This is a genomic window from Pseudomonas sp. FW300-N1A1, assembly GCF_058789115.1.
Window position 1 is genome coordinate 33497 of the sequence record NZ_JBYTBK010000006.1, and the last position, 22788, is coordinate 56284.

The following is a 22788-nucleotide window of genomic DNA, read 5'->3' on the forward strand; positions in this document are numbered from 1 at the left end:
GTGAGGATGTTCGAGGAAGACAACGCGCAATGGGGGCTGGTGCATGCCCTTGTACTCGATGGAAAAGGCGGTGCGCGTTCGATTGCCCGGACTGAACTGGATGGCCTGCAACTGCAATCCCATGAAAGCCTTTGGCTGCACTGGGATCGCAGTCACCCGCAAACCCGCACCTGGTTGCGTCAAACCAGCGGCCTGAGCGAGTTCAGTTGCGACTTGCTGCTCGAGGAAAACACCCGGCCGCGCCTGCTGGCGCTGCCGGACTCGGAGCTGTTGCTGTTCTTGCGCGGGGTCAACCTCAACCCCGGAGCCGTGCCGGAAGACATGGTCTCGGTACGGATTTTTGCCTCTGCCCAGCGGGTCATCTCCCTGCGTTTACGTCCCCTGCGAGCCACCGAGGAGTTGCTGGCACGGCTGGAGGAGGGCAAGGGGCCGAAGACCGCTTCCGAACTGATCCTCTATCTGGCCCAGTACCTCACCAACAAGGTGCAGGATCTGGTGGGCGATCTCTCGGAAGTCGTCGATGCCGAAGAAGAAAAACTGGATGCCGACGAACGGTATGCTCCCGAGCATGACTCGATCTTGCAGATCCGTCGGCGAGCGGCTGGGTTGAAGCGATTCCTGGCGCCCCAGCGGGATATTTTCGGCCAGCTGACGCGGATCAAACTGCCGTGGTTCGTCGAGGACGACGGCGATTACTGGAACGAATTGAACAACAGCCTGACGCGCTACCTCGAGGAGCTGGAATTGACCCGCGAGCGCGTGGGCCTGGTGCTGGAGGCCGAAGACCGGCGTCTGAGCATCAAGATGAGCCGCACGATGTACCGCTTCGGCATCATCACCGGAATCTTTTTGCCGATGAGTTTTCTGACGGGGTTGCTGGGCATCAACGTCGGGGGTATTCCCTTCGCCGAAAGCGCCTATGGCTTTCTGATTGCCTGCCTGACCATGGTGTTGGTGGCGCTGGGTCAATGGTGGCTGTATCGACGTTTGCGCTGGGTGTGAAGGAAGTTCATGTGACCCGAACAATCCCGACCGCGTCTTTCACAGATATCACGAGAGGTGCGTATGCACGATCCGTTTGAACAGTCTTTGCGTGACATGCTCAATGCATCACCGTCCACTCGCGACGATGACGCATGCCTTGGCCGTGTACTGAAAACCGCCAACCGCCAGGTCGGTGCCGGTGATCTGTTCAGTTTGCTGGGCCGCTGGCTGCCGGCGCTGATGATCGCCCTGAATAACGGATCGGCCCATGTCTCGCCGGTTTCCCGTCGTAAACCTACCGTTCGCACTGCTGATAAGGCTGATTGAATATGGAACTTGATCTCTGGACTCAGAGCCTCGTCACGGCAATGACCGCGTTGTGGACCAAGGTAGCGAACTTCATTCCGAACCTGTTTGGCGCACTGGTCGTGCTGCTGCTGGGGTTTGTCGTGGCCAAGCTGCTCGACACCCTGCTCTCGAAATTGCTCGCGAAACTGGGCTTGGATCGCCTGATGGGCGGTACCGGTTTGACCAAGCTGTTGTCCCGCGCAGGGCTTCAGGTACCGATCTCGACCCTGATCGGCAAGATCGTCTATTGGTTCGTTTTACTTATTTTTCTGGTTTCTGCAGCAGAATCCCTTGGCTTGGAGAGAGTTTCGGCTACGCTCGATATGCTGGCGCTTTATTTACCGAAAGTGTTCGGTGCCGCGCTGGTGTTGCTGGTAGGTGTATTGCTGGCGCAACTGGCCAACGGGCTGGTGCGCGGCGCCGCTGAAGGAGTGGGTCTGGATTATGCGTCGGGTCTGGGGCGGATCGCCCAGGGCCTGGTAATCATCATCAGTATTTCGGTTGCGATCAGCCAGTTGGAGGTCAAAACCGACCTGCTGAACCACGTGATTGTGATCGTTTTGATAACCGTTGGTCTGGCTGTTGCCTTGGCCATGGGATTGGGAAGCCGGGAAATTGCCGGTCAGATTCTTGCGGGAATCTATGTGCGTGAGTTGTATCAGGTTGGGCAACAAGTGCGTGTTGGAGAGGTCGAAGGCCAGATCGAAGAGATCGGCACGGTTAAAACTACATTGCTGACCGACGAGGGTGAGCTAGTCTCTCTCTCCAATCGGATTCTCCTGGAGCAGCATGTTAGTAGCCGCTAACCCGGCAAACCCTGCTAATGTATCCCGCCGCAAAATGCCCGAGACCTTGGGCAGCGGTGGACATTGACCTGACTGTCGGCCCGACTTGTTTTGAATAAAGCCCAAACGCTATCCACGCGCTACGACCCCCGCGAGCTCTCTGATGAGGAGTTGGTCGCGCGCTCGCACACCGAGCTGTTTCACGTAACGCGCGCCTACGAAGAGCTGATGCGCCGTTACCAGAGAACATTATTTAACGTCTGTGCGCGGTATCTTGGGAACGATCGCGATGCAGATGATGTCTGTCAGGAGGTGATGCTCAAGGTGCTGTATGGTTTGAAGAACTTCGAGGGCAAATCGAAGTTCAAGACATGGCTATATAGCATCACGTACAACGAGTGCATCACACAGTATCGGAAGGAACGGCGAAAGCGTCGCTTGATGGATGCTTTGAGTCTGGACCCCCTCGAGGAAGCGTCGGAAGAAAAGGCGCCGAAACCTGAGGAAAAGGGTGGACTTGATCGCTGGCTGGTGTATGTAAATCCGATCGACCGGGAAATTCTGGTGCTACGATTTGTCGCAGAGCTGGAGTTTCAGGAGATCGCAGATATCATGCACATGGGTTTGAGCGCGACGAAAATGCGGTACAAGCGTGCTCTTGATAAATTGCGTGAGAAATTTGCAGGCATTGCCGAAACATAGGTTCGGCGCAAATATCTCTTACGTGTAGGCAAGTTCTGATAGACTTGTCGCCGAGTTGTCCCCCGGTTTGCGGGACTGCTTTACAATCACCAGATGGGGATTTAACGGATGAAACTGAAAAACACCTTGGGCTTGGCCATTGGTACTCTTATTGCCGCTACTTCTTTCGGCGTTCTGGCACAAGGCCAAGGCGCAGTTGAAGGCGAGCTGTTCTACAAGAAGCAGTACAACGATAGCGTCAAGAACATCGAAGACGGCTACAACCCAGGCGCTCGCATTGGTTACTTCCTGACCGACGATGTGTCGATCGATCTGAACTACGATCAAACTCACCACACCCGCTCGAACGGCGATACTGGCAACCAGAAGATCAAAGGTGACACCGGTTCCCTGCTGGGTACCTACCACTTCGGTCAGGCTGGCGTTGATTCGCTGCGTCCATACGTTTCCGGCGGTTTCGGCCACCAGAGCCGTACCAGCGTAAAAGCTGACGGCCACAGCGGTCGCGATCAGTCGACCCTGGCTATCGTTGGTACCGGTGTTAAGTACTACTTCACCGACAACCTGTTCGCTCGTGCCGGCGTTGAAGCTGACTACGCAATGGACAACGGCAAGTGGGACTACTCCGCCCTGGTTGGTCTGGGTGTGAACTTCGGCGGCAACGCTGGCGCCGCTCCAGTCGTAGCTCCAGTTGTAGCTCCAGAACCAGAGCCAGAAGCTCCGGTTGCTGAAACCGTACGTGTTGAGCTGGACGTCAAGTTCGACTTCGACAAAGCTACCGTTAAACCAGGCAGCCTGACCGACGTCGCCAACCTGGCTGACTTCATGAAGCAGTACCCACAGACCACCACCGTGGTTGAAGGTCACACTGACTCCGTAGGTCCAGACGCTTACAACCAGAAGCTGTCCCAGCGTCGTGCTGACGCTGTCAAGCAAGTTCTGGTTCAAGACGGCGTTGAAGCTAGCCGTGTTAGCTCCGTTGGTTACGGCGAGTCCCGCCCAGTTGCTGACAACGGCACTGCAGAAGGCCGCGCTGTTAACCGTCGTGTAGAAGCACAGGTTGAAGCTCAAGCTAAGTAATTAGCTTCGCAGCCTCGAAAAGCCCGGCTTAGGCCGGGCTTTTCTTTGCCTGCGATTTGCTGAATGTCGATGATTACCGCACTGCGCTCGACGGCCAGCCTGTAGGCAGCTCGCGTTCAAGCGCTGCGCATGCTGCCACTGCGCCGATGACCAGGATAGCCGGGCTTTTCAGTTGGAAGCTGTAGGCGTCTTCCTGCATTTGCGTGAGATTGCTACGGCACTCTCGCTGGTGTGGCAGTGAAGCGTTTTCAATCATCGCCACCGGGGTGTCCGCACTCATGCCGCCTGCCAGCAATTGCTCGCGAATGTCGCCGAGCTTTGCCACGCCCATATAGATCACCAGCGTTGTGCCGCCCTGGGCCAGCGCACGCCAGTTGAGCTCACTGTCGTCCTGTGTATGGGCCGTCACCAGCGTGACCCCGCGTGCGACTCCTCGCAGTGTCAGCGAAATATCGCATTGCGTGGCGCCGGCCAGGCCCGCCGTAATGCCGTTGACCAGTTCCACGTCCACCTCGCGCTCGCGCAGCCACTGGGCTTCCTCACCGCCGCGACCGAAAATGCAGGGATCACCACCCTTCAGGCGCACCACGCATTGGCCTTGTCGGGCGTAGCGCAGCATCAGGCGATGAATGAATGCCTGCGGGGTAGAGCGGCAGCCGCCGCGCTTGCCGACGGCAATGATTCGCGCCTTGGGGCAGTGCACCAGTACCGCTTCGTTGACCAGGTCATCGATCAGTACCACATCGGCTTCGCTCAGTGCCCGAACGGCTTTGAGGGTCAGCAATTCAGGATCGCCGGGACCGGCGCCTACCAACCAGACTTTTGCGTTCATGTTCTGCTCCTCACGAGGTGACTGCGACGGGCTGCACAGTGGCCGCCAACAGACGCTTGATTTCCGGGACGCACGAGCCGCATTGCGTGCCGCAACCCAGTTGTTGTTTCAGGCCCTGGAGATCCAGGCCGCGACGAATGCCGGCGCACACGGCGCCCTGACTGACGTTTTTGCAGTTGCACAGGGTTTTTTGCGTGCTCGATCCTGCGTCCGCGACGCCGGGTGGGGCGCTTAGCGGTGCCAGCAGCCAGCGCCGCAGGTGTTCGTCGATACGCCCCTCCAGCCAGAGGTTGTGCAGCCAATGCCGGGCCAGGGTTTCTCCTGCCAGGCGGATGGCGGTAATACGGCCTTGTTCGATGCGCACCCGTTTGCCAATGGCGCGGCTGGGGTCGTCATACATCAGGACCGGGCCGTTGATCAGGCCCAGCCGTTGATCGATCTTGTCCAGCCATTGCGGATCCGGTGCCTGGGCATGGGCGACACGTATCAGCAGCGCTGGGCGCTCACGTCCGGTGAGGCTAAGGCTAACGTAGGCAAAATCCTCACAGAGCGGCCGCAGGTCCTCGAAATGCTGTTGAACATCACCCTCAACCAGTGCGAACAGGCTCCATGGCAAGTGCGCAGGTTCGATACGCACGCCGCTGTGCTTGAGTTCGGGTTGCTTGGAGAGCGGGTCGAATGCCGGTTGCGTGAGGCTGTTGACGCCGCCCTTGAGAAAGCGGTCGCCCCAATGCATCGGTAAAAAGGCCTGGCCCGGGCGCACGCTGTCATCGCTGACGACCGATACGATCACACTGCCACGACGGCTCTTGAGGGTGACCAGATCGCCGCTGTCGAGCCGATGCCGGCGCAGTTCATCGGGATGCAGGCTCAACAGGGCTTCATTGACATGGCCGAACAGTTGCGCCGCCGTGCCGGTGCGGCTCATGCCATGCCATTGGTCGCGCAGGCGCCCGGTGATCAGGGTCAGCGGAAAACCTGTATCGCGTTGTTCTTTGGCTGCCTGGTAAGGCTCGGCGACAAACTGCGCGCGACGGTTTTGGGTGGGGAACAGCCCATCGACGTAAAGCCTCGGTGTGCCGCGTGATGCTCCCTCCGGGAAGGGCCACTGCTGCGGGCCAAGGGTGTCGAGCAGGGCGTGACTGATCCCGGACAGGTCCAGGTCCCGCCCGCGGGTCAGTTGCTTGAACTCGTCAAACACCTGTTCAGGACGTTCGAAGGCGAACAGAGGGGGTTGCCCCGGGCGCAGGTGCTTCTCCAGGCGTTGTGCGAAGTCCACCGTGATTGCCCAGTCCGGACGCGCTTCACCGGGTGCGGCGATGGCACGACGAACGTGGGAGATGCGGCGTTCCGAGTTGGTCACCGTGCCTTCCTTCTCGCCCCAGCTGGCGGCCGGCAGCAGCAGGTCGGCAAAGGCGGCGGTTTCGGTGGTGCGAAAGGCTTCTTGCAGGACCACGAACGGACAAGCCTGGAGGGCTGCGCGCACGCTGTTCTGGTCTGGCAGTGACTGCGCGGGGTTGGTGCAGGCGATCCACAACGCCTTGATGGTGCCGTTCCTGACTTGCTCGAACAGCTCGATGGCGGTCAGGCCAGTGGCCTCTGGCAGTTTGTCCACACCCCAGTACGCCGCGACCTCGGCGCGATGCTCGGCGTTGGCCGCCTCGCGATGACCCGGCAACAGGTTGGCCAGGCTCCCGGTTTCGCGTCCGCCCATGGCATTTGGTTGACCAGTGAGGGAGAAGGGGCCGGCACCTGGCCGGCCTATTTGTCCGGTGGCCAGGTGCAGGTTGATCAGCGCGCTGTTTTTCGCACTGCCGGCGGTGGATTGATTCAAGCCCATGCACCACAGCGACAGGAAAGCGGACGAGGTACCGACCCACTCGGCACACAGCCGCAACTGTTCCATGCTGATGCCGCACAGTTGCGCGACCATGGCCGGGCTGTAGTCGTGCACCAGCTTTTTCAGTTCGGTCAGGCCGTCGGTGTGTGCCCTGATGAAGGCAGGGTCGATGCGGCCTTCCCACAGCAGTAGATGCAAAATCCCATGGAACAGCGCGACATCGCTGCCAGGCAGAATCGCCAGGTGCAGGTCGGCCAGATCGCAGGTGTCCGTGCGCCTAGGGTCGATGACGATGACTTTCATTCCGGGGCGACGGGCTTTGGCTTCTTCCAGGCGGCGAAACAGCACGGGGTGGGCGTAGGCCATGTTGCTGCCGACGATCATCACGCAATCGCTCAGCTCAAGGTCTTCGTAGCTGCACGGCGGGGCATCGGCCCCCAGGCTGCGCTTGTAGCCGACCACGGCCGAGGACATGCACAGCCGGGAGTTGCTGTCGATATTGTTGGTGCCCACCAGTGCCCGGGCCAGCTTGTTGAAGACGTAGTAGTCTTCGGTCAGTAATTGTCCCGAGATATAGAACGCGACACTGTCCGGGCCATGTTCGGCAATGGTGCTGGCAAACACGTTGGCGGCGTGGTCGAGGGCGGTGTCCCAATCGGTTCGACCGCGCGCCAGGCCTTTGCCCAGCCGCAGCTGCGGGTACAGCGCGCGGGCAGCGAGGTCGCCGGTCAGGTGCAGCGTCGAGCCCTTGCTGCACAGCTTGCCAAAGTTGGCCGGGTGCGTCGGGTCGCCGCTGACACCGAGGATCTGCTCGCCGTCATGTTCGATCAATACGCCGCAGCCTACGCCGCAGTAACAACAGGTCGAGGCAGTCGTTTGGCGGTTCATCAGCAGGCTTCCTGCAAGGCCGGCATGGCCTGTTCGTTCTCCACCCGGGGCGCGGGGGCCACTTGTGGTGCCAGGGCCTCGCCGAACATCAAGTGATCACGGATGTCGGCAATGGTCCGGTTTTCACGAATCTGGCGCATGTACCAGCCACTGTCGGCGGTGTCGCCATACAGGCAGGCGCCTACCAGAACGTCATTCTTGATCACCAGCTTTTTGTAGATCCCGCCGATGGGGTCGGACAGGGTGATGGTCTCGGTGCCTTCCGCGCCCATGAAATCGCCGGCAGAGAACAGGTCGATGCCGGTGACTTTCAGCTTGGTGGATGTCACCGATCCGCGATAGCGGGCAAAGCCCAGTTGTGCGAGGTGGTTGGCGCAGACCTTGGCCTGTTCGAACAGTGGCGCCACCAGGCCATAGGCAATGCCGCGATGGCTGGCGCACTCGCCAATGGCATAGATACGTGGGTCGTAGGTTTGCAGGGTGTCGTTGACCAGGATCCCGCGGTTGCACGCAATGCCGGCTGTTTCGGCCAGTTCGGTATTGGGGCGGATGCCGGCGGCCATCACCACCAGGTCCGCCGGGATGCGGTCGCCGTTCTTGAACTGGACTGAACCGACCCGGCCATTGCCTGCGTCGTGCAGGGCCTGGGTCTGTTCGCCCAGGCGAAAATTCAAGCCCCGGGCTTGCAGCGCGGATTGCAGTAACTGACCGCTGGTTTTGTCCAGTTGCCGCTCCAGCAACCACTCGCCAATATGCACCACGGTCACATGCATGCCGCGCAGCATCAGGCCGTTGGCCGCTTCAAGGCCCAGCAAGCCGCCGCCGATGACCACCGCGTGTGTGTGGGTTCTGGCGGTGTCGATCATGGCCTGGGTGTCGGCGATGTCGCGATAGCTGATCACGCCCTGCAAGCGGTTGCCCGGAATCGGCAGGATGAATGGCGCGGAGCCGGTGGCGATCAGCAAGCGATCGTATTCGGCTTCGCTGCCGTCTTCGGCGATGACTCGCCGATTGATCCGGTCGATCTCCACCACTTTACGGTTGAGCAGTAGCTTGATGTGGTTGTCCTGGTACCAGCTCAGGTCGTTGAGCACGATCTCGTCGAAGGTCTGCTCGCCGGCCAGCACCGGCGACAGCAGGATGCGGTTGTAGTTGGTATGGGGCTCGGCACCGAAGACCGTGATGTCATACAGTTCGGTGCTCAATTTGAGCAGCTCTTCCAGTGTGCGAACCCCGGCCATACCATTGCCGATCATCACCAGTTTGAGTTTTTTCATCAGCTTCTCCGCAAGCTCAGGCCTGTGTCATCGGGCCGATGGGGCTGGCTCGGTTTATTGGGCGCAAACAAAAAAAGGCGTCCCGCTAGTGATCTAGCGAGGACGCCTTTGTCCTGGTCCCGTTCTCTCGGGGGAGCGCGGCCTTCGTCGTTGAAGGCCGGGCTTTATGTAGGGTGACAATGCTAATGCAGTGGTTGTGCCAAGTTATCCTGCGGCGCGGGTTTGTTGGGGTGGCGGAGGGGAATCGGGTCTTCGCTGGCGGTTTTACGCACCGATTGGAGGCGCGATGCCCGGTCGTGGAGCGGTCCAGGCCACGATGACGAAGGCGTCGGCCATAAAGCGTGGGGGTCTGCTCAGGGGGTGCGCAACCATGAAAACAGCAACACCACATTGATCATCAGCAGTGCCAGGGCCAGCGTGCGCCACACTTTCACCGGTTCGCGCTCGAGCAATGGCCTTGGTCGCACACTCAGGCTGCGCCGCTCTCCTTGCTCCAGTACCAGGAGCCATTGCTCCGCTGTTTCATAGCGTTGAGCCGGGTCGGCGCACAGGGCGCATTCCAGGCTTTGTCCCAGCCAGTCCGGCCAGTCCGGCCGATAACGGCTGGCGCTGACGGGCAGGCCGAAGCGTGGGCGCTGGAAGGCTTCAATCTCGCCGTAGGGGTAGTGCCCGGTAGCCAGGTAATACAGGGTGACGCCGACGGCATACAGGTCCTGTTGCGGTGTCGGGGCCTGGCCATTGAACGCTTCGGGCGCAATGTAGCTGGGCGTCCCGGGCAGCGCGTGAGCCTGGTCTTCGGACAGGCCGGGGCAGTAGGCGAGACCGAAATCCAGCAGGCGCAATTCGCCGTCGTCCCCCAGCAGCAGGTTCTCCGGTTTGATATCGCGGTGCAGGATCTGTCGCCGGTGCAGCAGTCCCACCGCCCGTAGTAGCCGTTCGGCCAGTGCTTGCCATTGGGCCAGGGGCAGGGGGCCAGTTTGCAGGAACAGTCCAGCCAGGGTCACGCCCGGGTATTCGCGCATCACGTAATACAGGTGCTGGCGTTGAGTCGCCGGGTGTATTTCAGGGAAGCTGCGCCCGGCCACGCGCTTGAGAAACCACTCTTCGGACAGCAATGCCTGGGCCGCCGCGGTGTCGTTGTTCGATGAGGCGGCCAGGGTCTTGAGCAGCCAGGGCTGTTGCTGCCCGTCGCGGACGCGATAGATCAGCGATTGCTGGCTGTGGCCCAGCAGCTTCTCGATGTGCCAGCCCTCGAAGGAGTGGCCGGCCTTGAGCGATGGTGGCAAGGGCCATTGTTGCAACTGGATCAGCGCGTCGCCGATGCTGCTCTCGCCGAGGGCGTCGATCCGCACCAGCAGCGCGCTGGCATTGTCCTGGCTGCCTGCCAGGTGAGCAGCGTTGACCAGGGTGTGTGCTGCACGGTCGAGGTCGGGTTGGTCGCGCAGGATGGCCGCGATGGCCGTGTCGCCCAATGTCGCCCAGACCCCATCGCTCAGCAGCACGAAAGACTCACCGACACGCAACTCACCATCGAGGAAATCCAGCACCAGGTGTTGATCCAGTCCCAGTGCGCGCTTGAGCACATGCTGCATGCCCGGCTGCTCCCAGACGTGGTCCTCACTGATGCGTTGCAACTGATCGGCGTGCCAGCGGTAGACCCGGCAATCGCCGACATGGGCCAGGGTGAAGCGCCTTCCCCGCAGCACCAGCGCGCTGACGGTGGTCAGCAACGGCAGGCCGCCACCGTTGGCCTGCAACCAGCGATTTTGCGCAAGCAACAGACGGTCCAGCGCCTGTGCCACGCCCCAGGTCTGCGGCGTGGCGTAGTAGTCCAGGGCCAGGGCCTGCAAGGTGGTCCGGGCCGCGAGCCCGCCGTCGGCACATTGGCTGACACCGTCGGCGATGGCGAACAGGCAGCCCTTGCTGGCCGCCAGTTCAGCCGTTGGTGTAACCAGGCGCAGAGCGTCCTGGTTTTCCGCTCGAGGGCCAATGGCGCTGGCCTCGGCGAAGCTCAGTTGCAGGCTCATCGAAGGTCAGACCCGTGCCGCGGTCATGGCCGCCGAGCCCCAGGTGGTTCTCCAGCGGCGCTTGACCCCGTGCAGACCAAACCAGGCCAGGACACCCAGGCTGGCGAACAACCACAAGGCCAACTGATAGCTGCCCGTGCTCTGCTTGATAGCCCCCATGCCGGCCGCCAGGGCGAAGCCGCCGATGCCGCCCGCCATGCCGATCAGGCCGGTCATCACGCCGATCTCGCGCCGAAAGCGCTGCGGTACCAACTGGAACACCGCGCCATTGCCCGCGCCGAGGCCGAGCATGGTGCACACGAACAGCGCCAGTGCCGCGTAGGAGCTGGGCAGGTTGAAACCGACGGCTGCGATGCACACGGCGGCGACGGTGTACATCACCAGCAAGGTGCGGATGCCGCCAAAACGGTCCGCCAGGGCACCACCCAGGGGCCGCATCAAGCTGCCGCCGAATACGCACGCGGCGGTGTAGTAACCGGCGGTGACCGGGTTCAGGCCGTACTGGTCGTTGAAGTAACCGGGCAGGGCGCTGGCCAGGCCGATGAATCCGCCAAAGGTCACGCAGTAGAAGAACATGAACCACCAGCTGTCACGATCCGCGAGGGCCTTGAAGTAGTCGCTCATGGATTTGGCCTTGGGCCGCTCAGGTGCGTTTTTTGCCAGCCAGGCGAACACGATCAGGGTCAGGATCAGCGGGATCAAGGCGAAGCCGAACACGTTGCTCCAGCCAAACGCGGCCGCCAGGACCGGCGCGATCAGGGCGGCGAGCACGGTGCCCGAGTTGCCCGCACCGGCGATGCCCATGGCCTTGCCCTGGTGTTGTGGCGGATACCATTGCGAGGCCAGGGGCAGGGCGACGGCGAACGAAGCACCGGCCATGCCCAGGAACACGCCCAGCAACAAGGCTTGCTCGTAGGTGTGGATCCCCAGTTTCCAGGCGCCGAACAGGGCGCAGATGACAATCACCTGGCCAATCAGGCCGGCGGTTTTTGGTGACAGGCGATCGGCGAGCAAGCCCATGGCGAAGCGCAGGAAGGCGCCGGCCAGAATCGGCGTGGCCACCATCAGCCCGCGCTGTTGCGTGGTCAATTGCAGGTCGGCGGCGATTTGCACCGCCAGCGGGCCGAGCAGGTACCAGACCATGAAGCTCAGGTCAAAATACAGAAAGGCTGAGAACAGTGTCGGGGTATGGCCGGATTTCCAGAAGCTTGTGTTCATCGCGCACCTCAGCGGTTAAGAGTCTCGTAGCAAGTCGTGAGCTTTGCGGTGGGGCGCCGTGACGGCCGTACCACCGACCCCGGGCTGTGGGGCCAAAACGAAAAAACGCCGCTACCCGATTCGCCAGAGGCAAACGAGGTGAGCGACGTCTTTGTCGTGGGTGGGGCAACCGCCGTTGGTTACCTGTACCGATTACTTAGCGAGATCTGTGCCAACAGTCTGCTTTTGTGGCGAGGGAGCTTGCTCCCGCTGGGACGCGGAGCGTCCCAAAATTGCCTGCCACCATGTTTTATCTGACGGTTCACGACTGCTACGCAGCCGAGCGGGAGCAAGCTCCCTCGCCACAATGATCGGTTACCCCAGCAACTCGTTCATGGCAATGATCTGTTCCGCCACCTGGATCAGCTTTTGCTGGCGGCTCATGGCTTGGCGGCGCATTAGGGTGTAGGCCTGCTCTTCGTTGCACGCTTTCATTTTCATCAGCATGCCCTTGGCCAGCTCGATGCGCTTGCGCTCGGCCAGTTGCTGGTCCCGGGCGTGGAGTTGGGCGCGCAGGGCCTGGTCGCTTTCAAAGCGTGCCATGGCCACATCCAGGATCGGTTGCAGGCGTGCGGCATGAATGCCTTCGACAATGTAGGCACTGACGCCGGACTTGATGGCCTGGCGCATCACGCCCGGGTCGTGTTCGTCGGTGAACATCACAATCGGCCTTGGCTGGTCACGGCTGACCAGCACCACTTGCTCCAGCACATCGCGGCTGGGTGACTCGGTATCGATCAGGATCACGTCCGGGCGCACCGTTTCGACGCGCGCGGGCAGGTCGATGGTCAGGCCGGATTCGTCGATCACCTCGAATCCGGCTTCGGTCAGTGCGGTCTTGAGACGACCGACTTTTTTCGCGGTGTCGTTGATCAGCAGGATGCGTAACATGGTCGTGGCCTCCTGTCAGCGGCGGGCGAGCAGGGTGGGGGTGTCGGTCATGGCGTGCAGCGCGAAGCTGCGGGCATAGGTCGCGGGGTCCGAACCGTCCCAGACTTTGCCATCGATCAACTGGCTGCTGCGCATTGCCTGGCCCTCGGTACGGATTCCCAAGGCGCTGGCCGCGTCCCGGTACAGCGCCAGTTGCTGGACCTGACGGGCGACCGCCAGATAGTCCGGGTCTTCACGCAACAAGCCCCAGCGCCGAAATTGGGTCATGAACCACATGCCGTCGCTCAGGTACGGCACATTGACCTCGCCATTGCCATGAAAACGCAGCGCGTGAGGGTCCTGCCAGCGATTGCCAAGGCCGTCGGCATAGTCGCCCAGCAAGCGCGGCTCGATGCAGTCCAGCGGCATATCCAGGTAGTCGGGGGCGCTCAACAGTTGCGCGGTGCTGCGGCGATTTTCCGTGCTTTGCTCGATGAAACGGCTGGCCTCCAGGATCGCCATCACCAGCGCCCGGGCTGTGTTGGGATATTGCTCGACGAAGGCGCGGGTGCAGGCGAGGACTTTCTCCGGGTGATCGGGCCACAGGGCCTGGCTGGTTGCCAGGGTGAAGCCCAGGTTCTGCTTCACGGCGGCGGCGCTCCAGGGTTCGCCCACGCAAAAGCCGTCGATGCGACCGGCCTGCAGGTGCACGATCATTTGTGGCGGCGGTACCACGACGCTGTCGACATCGTGCAGCGGATGGATGCCCTGGCTGGCCAGCCAGTAATACAGCCACATGGCGTGGGTGCCGGTGGGAAAGGTCTGGGCGAAGGTCAGTTTTGGGCGACTTTGGTGCACGTGGCGATCCAGCGCCTCAGGACTGCTCACGCCTAGCCGGTGCAGGCCGTGGGAGAGGTTGATGCTCTGGCCGTTCTGGTTCAGGCCCATGAGCACCGCCATGTCGGTGGCCGCTACGCCCCCGATGCCCAGATGCACGGCATACACCAGCCCGTACAGGCTGTGGGCGGCATCCAGCTCGCCACTGACCAGTTTGTCCCGCAGGCTGGCCCAGGACGTTTGGCGCTTGAGGTTCAGGGTCAGGCCGTAGGGCTGGGCGAAGCCCTGGGTGGCGGCGACCACCACCGAGGCGCAGTCGCTCAGGGCCATGAAACCCAGGTTGATCGAGGTTTTTTCCGGGGCATCGCTGCCATTGACCCAGGCCAGCGGGCCGGCTGATGGTTCATTCATCGAGTGTGCACCTTCCAAAAAAACGTCGTCCCGGGCCCTTGCCAGAGCAAGGCCGGGGGACGACGCCATTGTCCTTTCCATCAGCAACGCGGGACTCATCCCGTCGTTGGCATGAGTGCTGATGCCAATCCCGGTGCAAGGCATATGCCATTGACGCCTGATTTCGTCGTGCGCCTCGCTTGCAACCCCGATGCCCGGCTATAATCGCCGCCTCATTTCGCCGCCAATCGAGTCAAGTCCGCCCATGTATACCCTGGCCCGCCAACTGCTGTTCAAACTCTCCCCGGAAACCTCCCACGATCTGTCCCTGGACCTGATCGGCGCGGGCGGGCGTCTGGGCCTGAACGGCTTGCTGTGCAAGGCACCGGCGCACGTGCCGGTGAATGTCATGGGCCTGGACTTTCCGAACCCGGTAGGGCTGGCGGCCGGCCTGGACAAGAATGGCGCGGCCATCGACGGCTTTGCCCAGCTGGGTTTTGGCTTCGTGGAAATCGGCACCATTACCCCGCGTCCGCAGCCGGGCAACCCCAAGCCGCGCATTTTTCGCTTGCCGCAGGCCGAGGCGATCATCAACCGCATGGGCTTCAACAACCTGGGCGTCGATCACCTGTTGGCGCGCGTTGCCGCCGCCAAGTACAAAGGCGTGCTGGGGATCAACATCGGCAAGAACTTTGACACCCCGGTCGAGCGTGCCGTCGACGACTACCTGATCTGCCTGGACAAGGTCTACGCCCATGCCAGCTACGTGACGGTCAACGTCAGCTCGCCCAACACCCCGGGCCTGCGCAGCCTGCAATTTGGCGATTCGCTCAAGCAGTTGCTCGAAGCCTTGCGCCAGCGCCAGGAAGACCTCGCCCAATTGCACGGCAAGCGCGTACCGCTGGCGATCAAGATCGCACCGGACATGACCGACGAAGAAACCGTTGAAGTGGCGCGGGCCCTGATCGAAACCGGCATGGACGCGGTGATCGCGACCAACACCACCCTGAGTCGTGTCGGTGTCGAAGGCATGGAGTTCGGTGACGAGGCGGGCGGTTTGTCCGGCGCCCCGGTACGCGACAAGAGCACGCACACGGTCAAGGTGCTGGCGGCTGAGCTGGCCGGACGCCTGCCGATCATCGCCGTGGGCGGGATCACCGAAGGCAAGCATGCGGCTGAGAAGATCGCCGCAGGTGCCAGCCTGGTGCAGCTCTACTCCGGGTTCATCTACAAAGGCCCGGCGCTGATTCGTGAATCGGTGGATGCGATCGCGGCAATGCGTTAACCCAAAACCCGAGGGAAAGGATCATGTGTGGCGAGGGAGCTTGCTCCCGCTGGGGCGCGAAGCGGCCCTGAAACCAGCGAACGAGGTGCTTCAGGAGTCATGCGGCGTCTGAACAGGGGCCGCTCCGCTGCCCAGCGGGAGCAAGCTCCCTCGCCACAAACGCAGGTTTACAGTAGATTTTGAGTGGACTGCAGGCATAAAAAAGGGCTCCTCGAGGGAGCCCCTGGGCCGAAGCCCGCCGTCCGGAGAGGACGTGCGTGGTTAAGTCGTTACCTGATCAAGTTGTCGTGTCGGAATGTGTGCCCTGTTTAGCCGACGGCGTGAAGTTCGTTGAGTCTATGGATTCCCGCAGTGCCGGTCATACCGTCCCAGTTGTCGCCGCGTCCTTCTCGCCAGCCGTTAATCCAGGCTTGGCGTACCGACGGTAGAGTAAATGGGCAAAGCTCACGGGATTTGCCACCAACGCCATATTGATATCCGCGCAAAAATGCTCTTTCCAACGGATCACGCTTAAGTCTTCTCATAGGGTGTTTCCCTCACTTGTTGACTGTATTTGTCGCGTCGACCTCTATCGAGGTCAGGCAGGAAAACTCCTGCCGTTGGGGGCTCGCTGCCGGCGTCGCGAGCCAAGGTGTTGACGTCGTTGCGGCGTCAACCTGAGTTGAGTTCTAACCAATGAGTCACATCGAGGGAATGATCGTTTTGTCATAAGAACGTAACGATAAAGATGCTAAGGCCATAAGTAACACGACGTGATTTGTGTCGTATTTGGCCAAAGCCCCCTGCGATCAGCCTCTCACTGGATGATGAGGTTAATGCTTTAGAAAAAATGTCCACCCGTTGTACTCGGGTACTATTCGACGAAGGGTCGAGTTATGACATTTTGTTGCATCGAATTTTTTATCTGCCCGGGCATCTAAGCTCATTCCAGTCCATCGACTGGTTGAGCGGCCAGGGTGGGACGGCACACCTTCGTGCCACGCGAGCGCTCTTTTAGAAAAGCGCTTGATTGAAAACCGAGCGGTCAATGCGTTGCCCGTTCACTTATTGCCAAAGGCCCTGGAACCCCCATGTCGGATCGTTACGAACTCTTCCTCACTTGCCCTAAAGGCCTCGAAGGCCTGCTTATCGAGGAAGCCGTCGGGCTTGGCCTTGAGGAAGCGCGCGAGCACACCTCGGCCGTGCGTGGCATGGCCACCATGGAAACTGCCTATCGTCTGTGCCTGTGGTCGCGCCTGGCGAACCGGGTCCTGATTGTCCTCAAGCGTTTCGCGATGAAGGACGCCGAAGACCTGTATCACGGCGTGCTGGATGTCGAGTGGCAGGACCATATGCTGCCTGACGGCACCCTGGCGGTGGAGTTCAGCGGTCACGGTTCGGGCATCGACAACACCCACTTCGGTGCGTTGAAGGTCAAGGACGCCATCGTCGACAAGCTGCGCACCCCGTCGGGCGAGCGCCCGTCCATCGACAAGCTCAACCCGGACCTGCGCATTCACCTGCGCCTGGACCGTGGCGAAGCGATCCTGTCCCTGGACCTGTCCGGTCACAGCCTGCACCAGCGCGGCTACCGCCTGCAGCAAGGTGCTGCGCCGCTGAAGGAAAACCTCGCGGCGGCGATCCTGATCCGTTCCGGCTGGCCACGCATTGCCGCTCAAGGCGGCGCACTGGCTGACCCGATGTGCGGCGTCGGGACCTTCCTGGTCGAAGCGGCGATGATCGCCGCCGATATGGCGCCGAACCTGCGCCGTGAGCAGTGGGGTTTCACCGCCTGGCTGGGTCACGTGCCGGCATTGTGGAAAAAGCTCCACGAAGAAGCCTCAGAGCGCGCCGCTGCCGGCCTGGCCAAACCACCGCTGTGGATTCGCGGGTACGAAGCCGACCCACGACTGATTCAACCGGGTCGTAACAACGTCGAACGCGCCGGCCTGAGCGAGTGGATCAAGATTTACCAGGGCGAAGTCGCGACGTTCGAGCCGCGCCCGGACCAGAACCAGAAAGGCCTGGTGATCTGCAACCCTCCATACGGCGAGCGCCTGGGCGACGAGGCGAGTTTGCTCTATCTCTACCAGAACCTTGGCGAGCGCCTGCGTCAGGCCTGCCTGAACTGGGAAGCGGCCGTGTTCACCGGCGCGCCGGACCTGGGCAAGCGCATGGGCATCCGCAGCCACAAGCAGTATTCGTTCTGGAACGGCGCGCTGCCGTGCAAGCTGCTGCTGATCAAAGTCCTGCCGGACCAGTTCGTCACAGGCGAGCGCCGTACACCGGAACAGCGCCAGGCCGAGCGTGAGCAAGCGGTCTACGATCAGTTGCCGGTCGAGCCGCAAGAGCGTCAGTACAACAAGAACGGCAACCCGATCAAACCTGCGCCGGCACCGGCACCCGTGGTTGAGCAGGCGCGCCTGAGCGAAGGCGGGCAGATGTTTGCCAACCGCCTGCAGAAGAACCTCAAGGCCATGGGCAAGTGGGTCAAGCGCGAAGGCATCGATTGCTACCGCGTCTACGATGCCGACATGCCTGAGTACTCGATGGCCATCGACCTGTATCACGACTGGGTCCACGTCCAGGAGTACGCGGCGCCGAAATCCATCGACCCGGAAAAAGCCTCGGTGCGCATGTTCGATGCCCTGGCGGCCATTCCGCAGGCCTTGAACGTCGACAAGAGCCGCGTCGTGGTCAAGCGCCGCGAGCGTCAGAGCGGCACCCGCCAGTACGAGCGTCAAAGTGCTCAGGGCAAGTTCGTCGAAGTCAACGAAGGCGGCGTCAAGTTGCTGGTCAACCTGACCGACTACCTCGACACCGGCCTGTTCCTGGACCACCGCCCAATGCGCATGCGGATCCAGAAAGAGGCGGCCGGCAAGCGCTTCCTCAATCTGTTCTGCTACACCGCCACCGCCAGTGTGCATGCGGCCAAGGGCGGCGCACGCAGCACCACCAGCGTCGACTTGTCGAAAACCTACCTGGACTGGGCGCGTCGCAACCTGTCGCTCAATGGTTTCTCGGACAAGAACCGCCTGGAGCAGGGTGATGTCATGGCCTGGCTGGAAGCCAACCGGGACGAGTTCGAGATGATCTTCATCGATCCGCCGACCTTCTCCAACTCCAAGCGCATGGAAGGCATCTTCGACGTCCAGCGTGACCACGTGCAGCTGCTGGACCTGGCCATGGCGCGCCTGGCGCCGGGCGGCGTGTTGTACTTCTCCAACAACTTCCGCAAGTTCCAGCTCGAAGAGAACCTCGTGGCGCGCTATGCCGTCGAGGAAATCACCGCGCAAACCATCGACCCGGACTTTGCCCGTAACGGCAAGATCCACCGTGCCTGGAAAATCATGGCGCGCTAAGGGGTGTCGGCCCCATGGAGCCTCGATGTTTCGAGGCTCTGGGGGCTGGATTTCCTGGCTAACCACATGGCAAATAGCTGTAACGTCTGCAAAGCCAGGGTGACGCCGACGCGCGCTGGCGTTCAGGGTTTTTGCTTATGTCGCTGTACACCGCACGCCCAAAAATCCTGGGCTTGATCAGTGAAAACGTTTCGGCCTGGCTCGTGGCACTGCTGGTGCTGCTGGCCGGACGACACTGACTGCGCACCACCAGCAGGTGGCGCAGCGTTTTCAATCCGTTCCTCGTCGAAACAGCTCAGCCATTGGCGCGAAGAGTATCGCGTGCTGTTGGCGGTCGAGTTGTGGCACAGCCTGCGTCATCTGCCGATCGATGGATTGGGCACGGTGACGGCCAGTTTCGGCATCGCCAGCTGGCGCCACGGCGAAGGGGCGGACGCCTTGTTGTTGCGCGCCGACTCGGGGGTGTATGCCGCCAAGGAGGCGGGACGGGATCGGGTCGAGGCAGAGTTGGTGTAGCACGCCGCTGTGGCCAGGGAACAAAGGTCCCTGGCAACGTGGGTGCGCAGACTGCCGGTAAGGCTTACAGCACCGAAGCGGTCGCCGCCAGTTTCGGCTGGCGGTACAGGTCCAGCAGCACTTGATCGAGTACCGACGAGGCGCCAAACGGTGCCTTGTCGTTGAGGATCGCCACCACGGCCCAGGTGTTGCCGTTGTTGTCGCGGCTGAAGCCGGCAATGGCGCGAACGGTGTTCAGGGTGCCGGTCTTGACGTGGGCCTCACCGCGCATGGCGGTGGTCTTGAGGCGCTTGCGCATGGTGCCGTCCATGCCGGAAATCGGCATCGAGCTGACGAACTCGGCCGAGTACGGGCTTCTCCAGGCGGCCTGCAGCATGCTTGCCATCTCCCGGGCACTCACCCGTTCCGCGCGCGACAGGCCCGAACCGTTCTCCATCACCAGGTGCGAGGCGGTAATGCCCTTTTTCGCCAGCCACTGGCGCACGACGCGCTGGGCGGCCCTGGCGTCGTCGCCATCGGCGTCGGTACGGTATTTCGCACCCAGGCTCAGGAACAACTGCTGGGCCATGGTGTTGTTACTGTATTTGTTGATGTCGCGGATGATTTCCGCCAGGTCCGGCGAGAAGGCCCGGGCCAGGACCTTGGCGTCTTTTGGTACCGAAGCCAGGCGATCCTTGCCCTGGATGCTGCCGCCCAGTTCCTGCCAGATCGCCCGTACGGCACCGGCGGTGTAGGTGGCATGGTCGAGCAGCGAGAGGTAGGTCTGCGAGCTGCAGCCCTCGCCGAGCTGGCCGGCCACGGTCACGGCCACGCTGCCGTCGGCCTGGGGCACCGGGTTGTAGCGCACACCACCGGTGCATTGCTTGGAGTTGACGGCCTTGACCTGGTTATCGATGCGCACGGTGGCGATCGGCGGTTCAACCGACACCAGCACCCGGCCCGAGTCATTGCGGGCCACGAAGCGCAGGGCCTTGAGGTTGACCAGCAGGGCGTCCGGCTTGACCAGGAACGGCTTGTTATCGTCATTGCCGTCGTCATTGAATTGCGGCAATTGCGGCTGGATGAAGAAGCTGCGGTCCAGCACCAGATCGCCCGTGACTTGCTGCACGCCATTGGCCCGCAGGTCGCGCATCAGCAGCCAGAGCTTTTCCATGTTCAGCTTCGGATCGCCGCCACCCTTGAGGTACAGGTTGCCATGCAGGATCCCGCCGCTCAGGGTGCCGTCGGTGTAGAACTCGGTTTTCCACTGGTGGTTCGGGCCGAGCATCTCCAGGGCGGCATAGGTGGTGACCAGCTTCATGGTCGAGGCCGGGTTCACCGACACGTCGGCGTTGAAGACCGTGGGAGTGCCTGGGCCGTTGAGCGGAATCATCACCAGGGACAGGGCGCTGTCCGGCAGCTTGCTGGCTTTGAGCGCCTTTTGCACATTGGGCGTCAGCGCGGTGTTGACCGGCGCGGCAGAAACAGGGAGGGCCAGCGGCACAAGCAGGCTGGCAAGAAGCAATGGACGCAAAGAGTTGATCATCTGAAATAAAACCCTACAGCCGAGGGGAAAAAAATGAGGGCATGAAGATAAATTCCCTCAATGGTCACGAAAGTGTCGGCATTATGCCCAAGGTATAGCGCCTTGTGCCGTACAGGATGTGCCTAATGCGCGTTTTTTTTACCGACGGTAGAGGCCGGCTTCCAGAGAGTCGGGCATTGCGCGGCTTAAAATGCTAAAGTGCCGCCCGTTATTACTTAAGAGGATTGTTCCAATGGCGACTAACCGTTCCCAGCGTCTGCGCAAAAAACTGTGCGTCGATGAATTTCAAGAGCTGGGTTTCGAGCTGAACCTGGATTTCAAAGAAGATTTGGCTGATGAAGCCATTGACGCTTTCCTCGACGCGTTCCTGAAAGAAGCCATGGAAGCCAACGGTCTGGGTTATGTGGGCGGCGACGACTTCGGTCTGGTTTGCCTGCAGAAGCGCGGCTCCGTCAGCGCAGAACAGCGTGCTGCCGTTGAAGCCTGGCTCAAGGGCCGTACCGAGCTGACCAGCGCTGAAGTCAGCCCGTTGCTGGACGTTTGGTACCCGGAAAAGCCAATCAATCCGGTAGCCTGATGTTCAAAAAAACGGCGACCCTGAGGTCGCCGTTTTTTTATGTCTCATGCTTTGCGCCAATTCAGAATCATCAGCGTCACCAGCCCCGCCACAATCCCCCAGAACGCCGAGCCGATGGAAAACAGGGTCATCCCCGACGCCGTGACCATGAAGGTGATCAGCGCCGCTTCGCGCTCCTTCACTTCGCTCATGGCAATGCTCAGGCCATTGATGATCGAGCCAAACAGCGCCAGGGCGGCAATCGACAGCACCAGCTCCTTGGGCAGGGCGGCGAACAGGGCCGCCAGCGTCGCGCCGAACACGCCGGCAATGCCGTAGAAAATCCCGCACCAGACCGCCGCGGTGTAGCGCTTGTCGCGATCCTCATGGGCATGGGGGCCGGTGCAGATGGCCGCGCTGATGGCCGCCAGGTTGATCCCGTGGGAGCCGAACGGTGCCAGCAGCAACGAGGCGATGCCGGTGGTGGTGATCAGTGGCGACGCCGCAACCGTGTAGCCGTCGGCGCGCAGCACTGCGATGCCGGGCATGTTCTGTGAGGTCATGGCCACCACGAACAGGGGGATGCCGATGCTGATGGTGGCGGCGAGCGAGAAGTGTGGCGTGGTCCAGACCGGCGTTGCCACTTCCAGGTGAAAGCCGCTGAAGTCCAGCAGCCCCATGAAACCGGACAAGGCAGTGCCGATCAGCAGCGCGGCAAGCACGGCATAACGCGGGGACAGGCGCTTGACCACCAGGTAGGTGATAAACATCCCCAGCACCAGGCCGGTGCGATGCTGGGCGGCGACGAAGATTTCGCTGCCGATCTTGAACAGGATCCCGGCCAGCAAGGCGGCGGCCAGGGAGCCGGGGATCCGTTTCACCAGCCGTTCGAAGCTACCGGTCATGCCGCAGATCGTCACCAGGATGGCGCAGGTGATGTAGGCGCCAATCGCCTCACCGTAGCTGACCCCCGCCAGGCTGGTGATCAACAACGCCGCGCCGGGGGTCGACCAGGCAATGGTGATGGGGGTGCGATAGCGCAGCGACAGGCCAATCGAGCACACGGCCATGCCAATCGAAAGCGCCCAGATCCACGAAGAAATCTGCCCGCTGCTCAGGCCGGCGGCTTGCCCGGCTTGAAACATCAGCACCAGGGAGCTGGTGTAGCCGGTCATCATGGCGATGAACCCGGCGACGATCGCTGAGGGCGAGGTATCGGCCAGCGGGCGAAGTTGCGTGTGCGTGGCGTCGTTCATGACGGTGGTGTTCCTTGTATCCGCGGAAGCAGGCAGGCTGTTTTGTGGGTTCAAGCCTAAACTCAAACCTGATGGATCGTTGCAATACAGCCGGGGGCGTAAACGGCCATACAGTGTGTTGCCACCTCCAGTTGTGTACAATATGCACAGTTTTTTACGCGATACTTGTCAGCGACCCACTGTGCCGTATTA

General features: G+C 61.5%; 17 protein-coding genes and 2 pseudogenes. 9 read left to right on the forward strand and 10 right to left on the reverse strand.

Annotation, left to right across the window (positions count from 1 at the left end; all coding sequences use genetic code 11):
- Window positions 1-6 precede the first annotated feature (6 nt).
- The 5 genes from AC3WQN_RS06845 (at window position 7) to AC3WQN_RS06865 (ending at window position 3899) form a co-directional block, all read left to right on the forward strand.
- A complete protein-coding gene (locus AC3WQN_RS06845; RefSeq protein WP_103399914.1) occupies window positions 7-1002 on the forward strand; it encodes a zinc transporter ZntB in 996 nt (331 codons plus the stop codon).
- A gap of 63 nt (window positions 1003-1065) precedes the next feature.
- Window positions 1066-1311: a CrfX protein gene (locus tag AC3WQN_RS06850; protein ID WP_103399915.1), complete on the forward strand. Its 246-nt coding sequence runs from the start codon at window positions 1066-1068 to the stop codon at window positions 1309-1311.
- A 2-nt stretch (window positions 1312-1313) separates the two neighbouring features.
- On the forward strand, window positions 1314-2138 hold the full coding sequence (locus AC3WQN_RS06855; RefSeq protein WP_008048604.1) for a mechanosensitive ion channel family protein: 825 nt from the start codon (window positions 1314-1316) through the stop codon (window positions 2136-2138).
- Window positions 2139-2228: 90 nt separating this feature from the next.
- Window positions 2229-2819, forward strand: a complete 591-nt coding sequence (gene sigX / locus AC3WQN_RS06860; protein ID WP_011333251.1) for an RNA polymerase sigma factor SigX — start codon at window positions 2229-2231, stop codon at window positions 2817-2819.
- A 108-nt stretch (window positions 2820-2927) separates the two neighbouring features.
- Window positions 2928-3899, forward strand: coding sequence for an OmpA family protein (locus AC3WQN_RS06865; protein WP_095143073.1), 972 nt, complete (start codon window positions 2928-2930; stop codon window positions 3897-3899).
- A gap of 73 nt (window positions 3900-3972) precedes the next feature.
- On the opposite strand, the gene cobA is transcribed toward AC3WQN_RS06865, so the two are convergent.
- The 7 genes and pseudogenes from cobA to AC3WQN_RS06900 all read right to left on the reverse strand — a co-directional run bounded on the left by cobA (window position 3973) and on the right by AC3WQN_RS06900 (window position 14138).
- On the reverse strand, window positions 3973-4731 hold the full coding sequence (cobA, locus tag AC3WQN_RS06870) for a uroporphyrinogen-III C-methyltransferase (protein WP_103399916.1): 759 nt from the start codon (window positions 4729-4731) through the stop codon (window positions 3973-3975).
- 10 nt (window positions 4732-4741) lie between these two features.
- On the reverse strand, window positions 4742-7459 hold the full coding sequence (locus AC3WQN_RS06875; protein ID WP_103399917.1) for a nitrate reductase: 2718 nt from the start codon (window positions 7457-7459) through the stop codon (window positions 4742-4744).
- 73 nt (window positions 7460-7532) lie between these two features.
- Window positions 7533-8736 (reverse strand): annotated as a pseudogene (locus AC3WQN_RS06880) (NAD(P)/FAD-dependent oxidoreductase); the annotation flags it as partial.
- Between the two features lie 353 nt (window positions 8737-9089).
- The gene (locus AC3WQN_RS06885) at window positions 9090-10763 is read right to left on the reverse strand and encodes a bifunctional protein-serine/threonine kinase/phosphatase (RefSeq protein ID WP_103399918.1); all 1674 of its coding nucleotides are present in this window, start codon (window positions 10761-10763) and stop codon (window positions 9090-9092) included.
- A 6-nt stretch (window positions 10764-10769) separates the two neighbouring features.
- Window positions 10770-11981, reverse strand: coding sequence for a nitrate/nitrite transporter (locus AC3WQN_RS06890; RefSeq protein ID WP_095143077.1), 1212 nt, complete (start codon window positions 11979-11981; stop codon window positions 10770-10772).
- Between the two features lie 354 nt (window positions 11982-12335).
- On the reverse strand, window positions 12336-12911 hold the full coding sequence (locus tag AC3WQN_RS06895; RefSeq protein WP_103399920.1) for an ANTAR domain-containing response regulator: 576 nt from the start codon (window positions 12909-12911) through the stop codon (window positions 12336-12338).
- A 15-nt stretch (window positions 12912-12926) separates the two neighbouring features.
- Window positions 12927-14138 carry a CmpA/NrtA family ABC transporter substrate-binding protein gene (locus AC3WQN_RS06900; protein ID WP_103399921.1) on the reverse strand — a complete coding sequence of 404 codons (1212 nt, stop codon included), beginning with the start codon at window positions 14136-14138 and terminating at the stop codon, window positions 12927-12929.
- Window positions 14139-14382: 244 nt separating this feature from the next.
- Here AC3WQN_RS06900 and AC3WQN_RS06905 point away from each other — a divergent pair, with 244 nt between their 5' ends.
- Window positions 14383-15402 carry a quinone-dependent dihydroorotate dehydrogenase gene (locus tag AC3WQN_RS06905; protein ID WP_103399922.1) on the forward strand — a complete coding sequence of 340 codons (1020 nt, stop codon included), beginning with the start codon at window positions 14383-14385 and terminating at the stop codon, window positions 15400-15402.
- Window positions 15403-15710: 308 nt separating this feature from the next.
- Here the strand turns inward: AC3WQN_RS06905 and rmf are convergent, their stop codons facing one another.
- Window positions 15711-15926 carry a ribosome modulation factor gene (rmf, locus tag AC3WQN_RS06910; RefSeq protein ID WP_003223300.1) on the reverse strand — a complete coding sequence of 72 codons (216 nt, stop codon included), beginning with the start codon at window positions 15924-15926 and terminating at the stop codon, window positions 15711-15713.
- Between the two features lie 546 nt (window positions 15927-16472).
- Here rmf and rlmKL point away from each other — a divergent pair.
- Together rlmKL and AC3WQN_RS06920 are read left to right on the forward strand one after the other, a co-directional pair.
- Window positions 16473-18743, forward strand: coding sequence for a bifunctional 23S rRNA (guanine(2069)-N(7))-methyltransferase RlmK/23S rRNA (guanine(2445)-N(2))-methyltransferase RlmL (rlmKL, locus tag AC3WQN_RS06915; RefSeq protein WP_103399923.1), 2271 nt, complete (start codon window positions 16473-16475; stop codon window positions 18741-18743).
- Between the two features lie 324 nt (window positions 18744-19067).
- Window positions 19068-19259 (forward strand): annotated as a pseudogene (locus AC3WQN_RS06920) (diguanylate cyclase domain-containing protein); the annotation flags it as partial.
- A gap of 64 nt (window positions 19260-19323) precedes the next feature.
- Here the strand turns inward: AC3WQN_RS06920 and dacB are convergent.
- Entirely contained in the window at window positions 19324-20784 is a 1461-nt protein-coding gene (dacB, locus tag AC3WQN_RS06925) for a D-alanyl-D-alanine carboxypeptidase/D-alanyl-D-alanine endopeptidase (RefSeq protein ID WP_103399924.1), read from the reverse strand.
- Between the two features lie 232 nt (window positions 20785-21016).
- Between dacB and AC3WQN_RS06930 the strand changes: the two genes are divergently transcribed.
- Window positions 21017-21361 carry a YggL family protein gene (locus AC3WQN_RS06930; protein ID WP_095143084.1) on the forward strand — a complete coding sequence of 115 codons (345 nt, stop codon included), beginning with the start codon at window positions 21017-21019 and terminating at the stop codon, window positions 21359-21361.
- Window positions 21362-21405: 44 nt separating this feature from the next.
- On the opposite strand, the gene AC3WQN_RS06935 is transcribed toward AC3WQN_RS06930, so the two are convergent.
- A complete protein-coding gene (locus tag AC3WQN_RS06935) occupies window positions 21406-22596 on the reverse strand; it encodes a benzoate/H(+) symporter BenE family transporter (protein ID WP_103399925.1) in 1191 nt (396 codons plus the stop codon).
- Window positions 22597-22788 lie beyond the last annotated feature (192 nt).

Excerpts from the sequence above, each read along its gene's own strand:
- AC3WQN_RS06845 (WP_103399914.1), top strand. The coding sequence starts at position 7 with ATGTTCGAGGAAGACAACGCGCAATGGGGGCTGGTGCATGCCCTTGTA.
- AC3WQN_RS06850 (WP_103399915.1), top strand. The coding sequence starts at position 1,066 with ATGCACGATCCGTTTGAACAGTCTTTGCGTGACATGCTCAATGCATCA.
- AC3WQN_RS06855 (WP_008048604.1), top strand. The coding sequence starts at position 1,314 with ATGGAACTTGATCTCTGGACTCAGAGCCTCGTCACGGCAATGACCGCG.
- AC3WQN_RS06865 (WP_095143073.1), top strand. The coding sequence starts at position 2,928 with ATGAAACTGAAAAACACCTTGGGCTTGGCCATTGGTACTCTTATTGCC.
- cobA (WP_103399916.1), bottom strand. The coding sequence starts at position 4,731 with ATGAACGCAAAAGTCTGGTTGGTAGGCGCCGGTCCCGGCGATCCTGAA.
- AC3WQN_RS06875 (WP_103399917.1), bottom strand. The coding sequence starts at position 7,459 with ATGAACCGCCAAACGACTGCCTCGACCTGTTGTTACTGCGGCGTAGGC.
- AC3WQN_RS06885 (WP_103399918.1), bottom strand. The coding sequence starts at position 10,763 with ATGAGCCTGCAACTGAGCTTCGCCGAGGCCAGCGCCATTGGCCCTCGA.
- AC3WQN_RS06890 (WP_095143077.1), bottom strand. The coding sequence starts at position 11,981 with ATGAACACAAGCTTCTGGAAATCCGGCCATACCCCGACACTGTTCTCA.
- AC3WQN_RS06895 (WP_103399920.1), bottom strand. The coding sequence starts at position 12,911 with ATGTTACGCATCCTGCTGATCAACGACACCGCGAAAAAAGTCGGTCGT.
- AC3WQN_RS06900 (WP_103399921.1), bottom strand. The coding sequence starts at position 14,138 with ATGAATGAACCATCAGCCGGCCCGCTGGCCTGGGTCAATGGCAGCGAT.
- AC3WQN_RS06905 (WP_103399922.1), top strand. The coding sequence starts at position 14,383 with ATGTATACCCTGGCCCGCCAACTGCTGTTCAAACTCTCCCCGGAAACC.
- rmf (WP_003223300.1), bottom strand. The coding sequence starts at position 15,926 with ATGAGAAGACTTAAGCGTGATCCGTTGGAAAGAGCATTTTTGCGCGGA.
- rlmKL (WP_103399923.1), top strand. The coding sequence starts at position 16,473 with ATGTCGGATCGTTACGAACTCTTCCTCACTTGCCCTAAAGGCCTCGAA.
- dacB (WP_103399924.1), bottom strand. The coding sequence starts at position 20,784 with ATGATCAACTCTTTGCGTCCATTGCTTCTTGCCAGCCTGCTTGTGCCG.
- AC3WQN_RS06930 (WP_095143084.1), top strand. The coding sequence starts at position 21,017 with ATGGCGACTAACCGTTCCCAGCGTCTGCGCAAAAAACTGTGCGTCGAT.
- AC3WQN_RS06935 (WP_103399925.1), bottom strand. The coding sequence starts at position 22,596 with ATGAACGACGCCACGCACACGCAACTTCGCCCGCTGGCCGATACCTCG.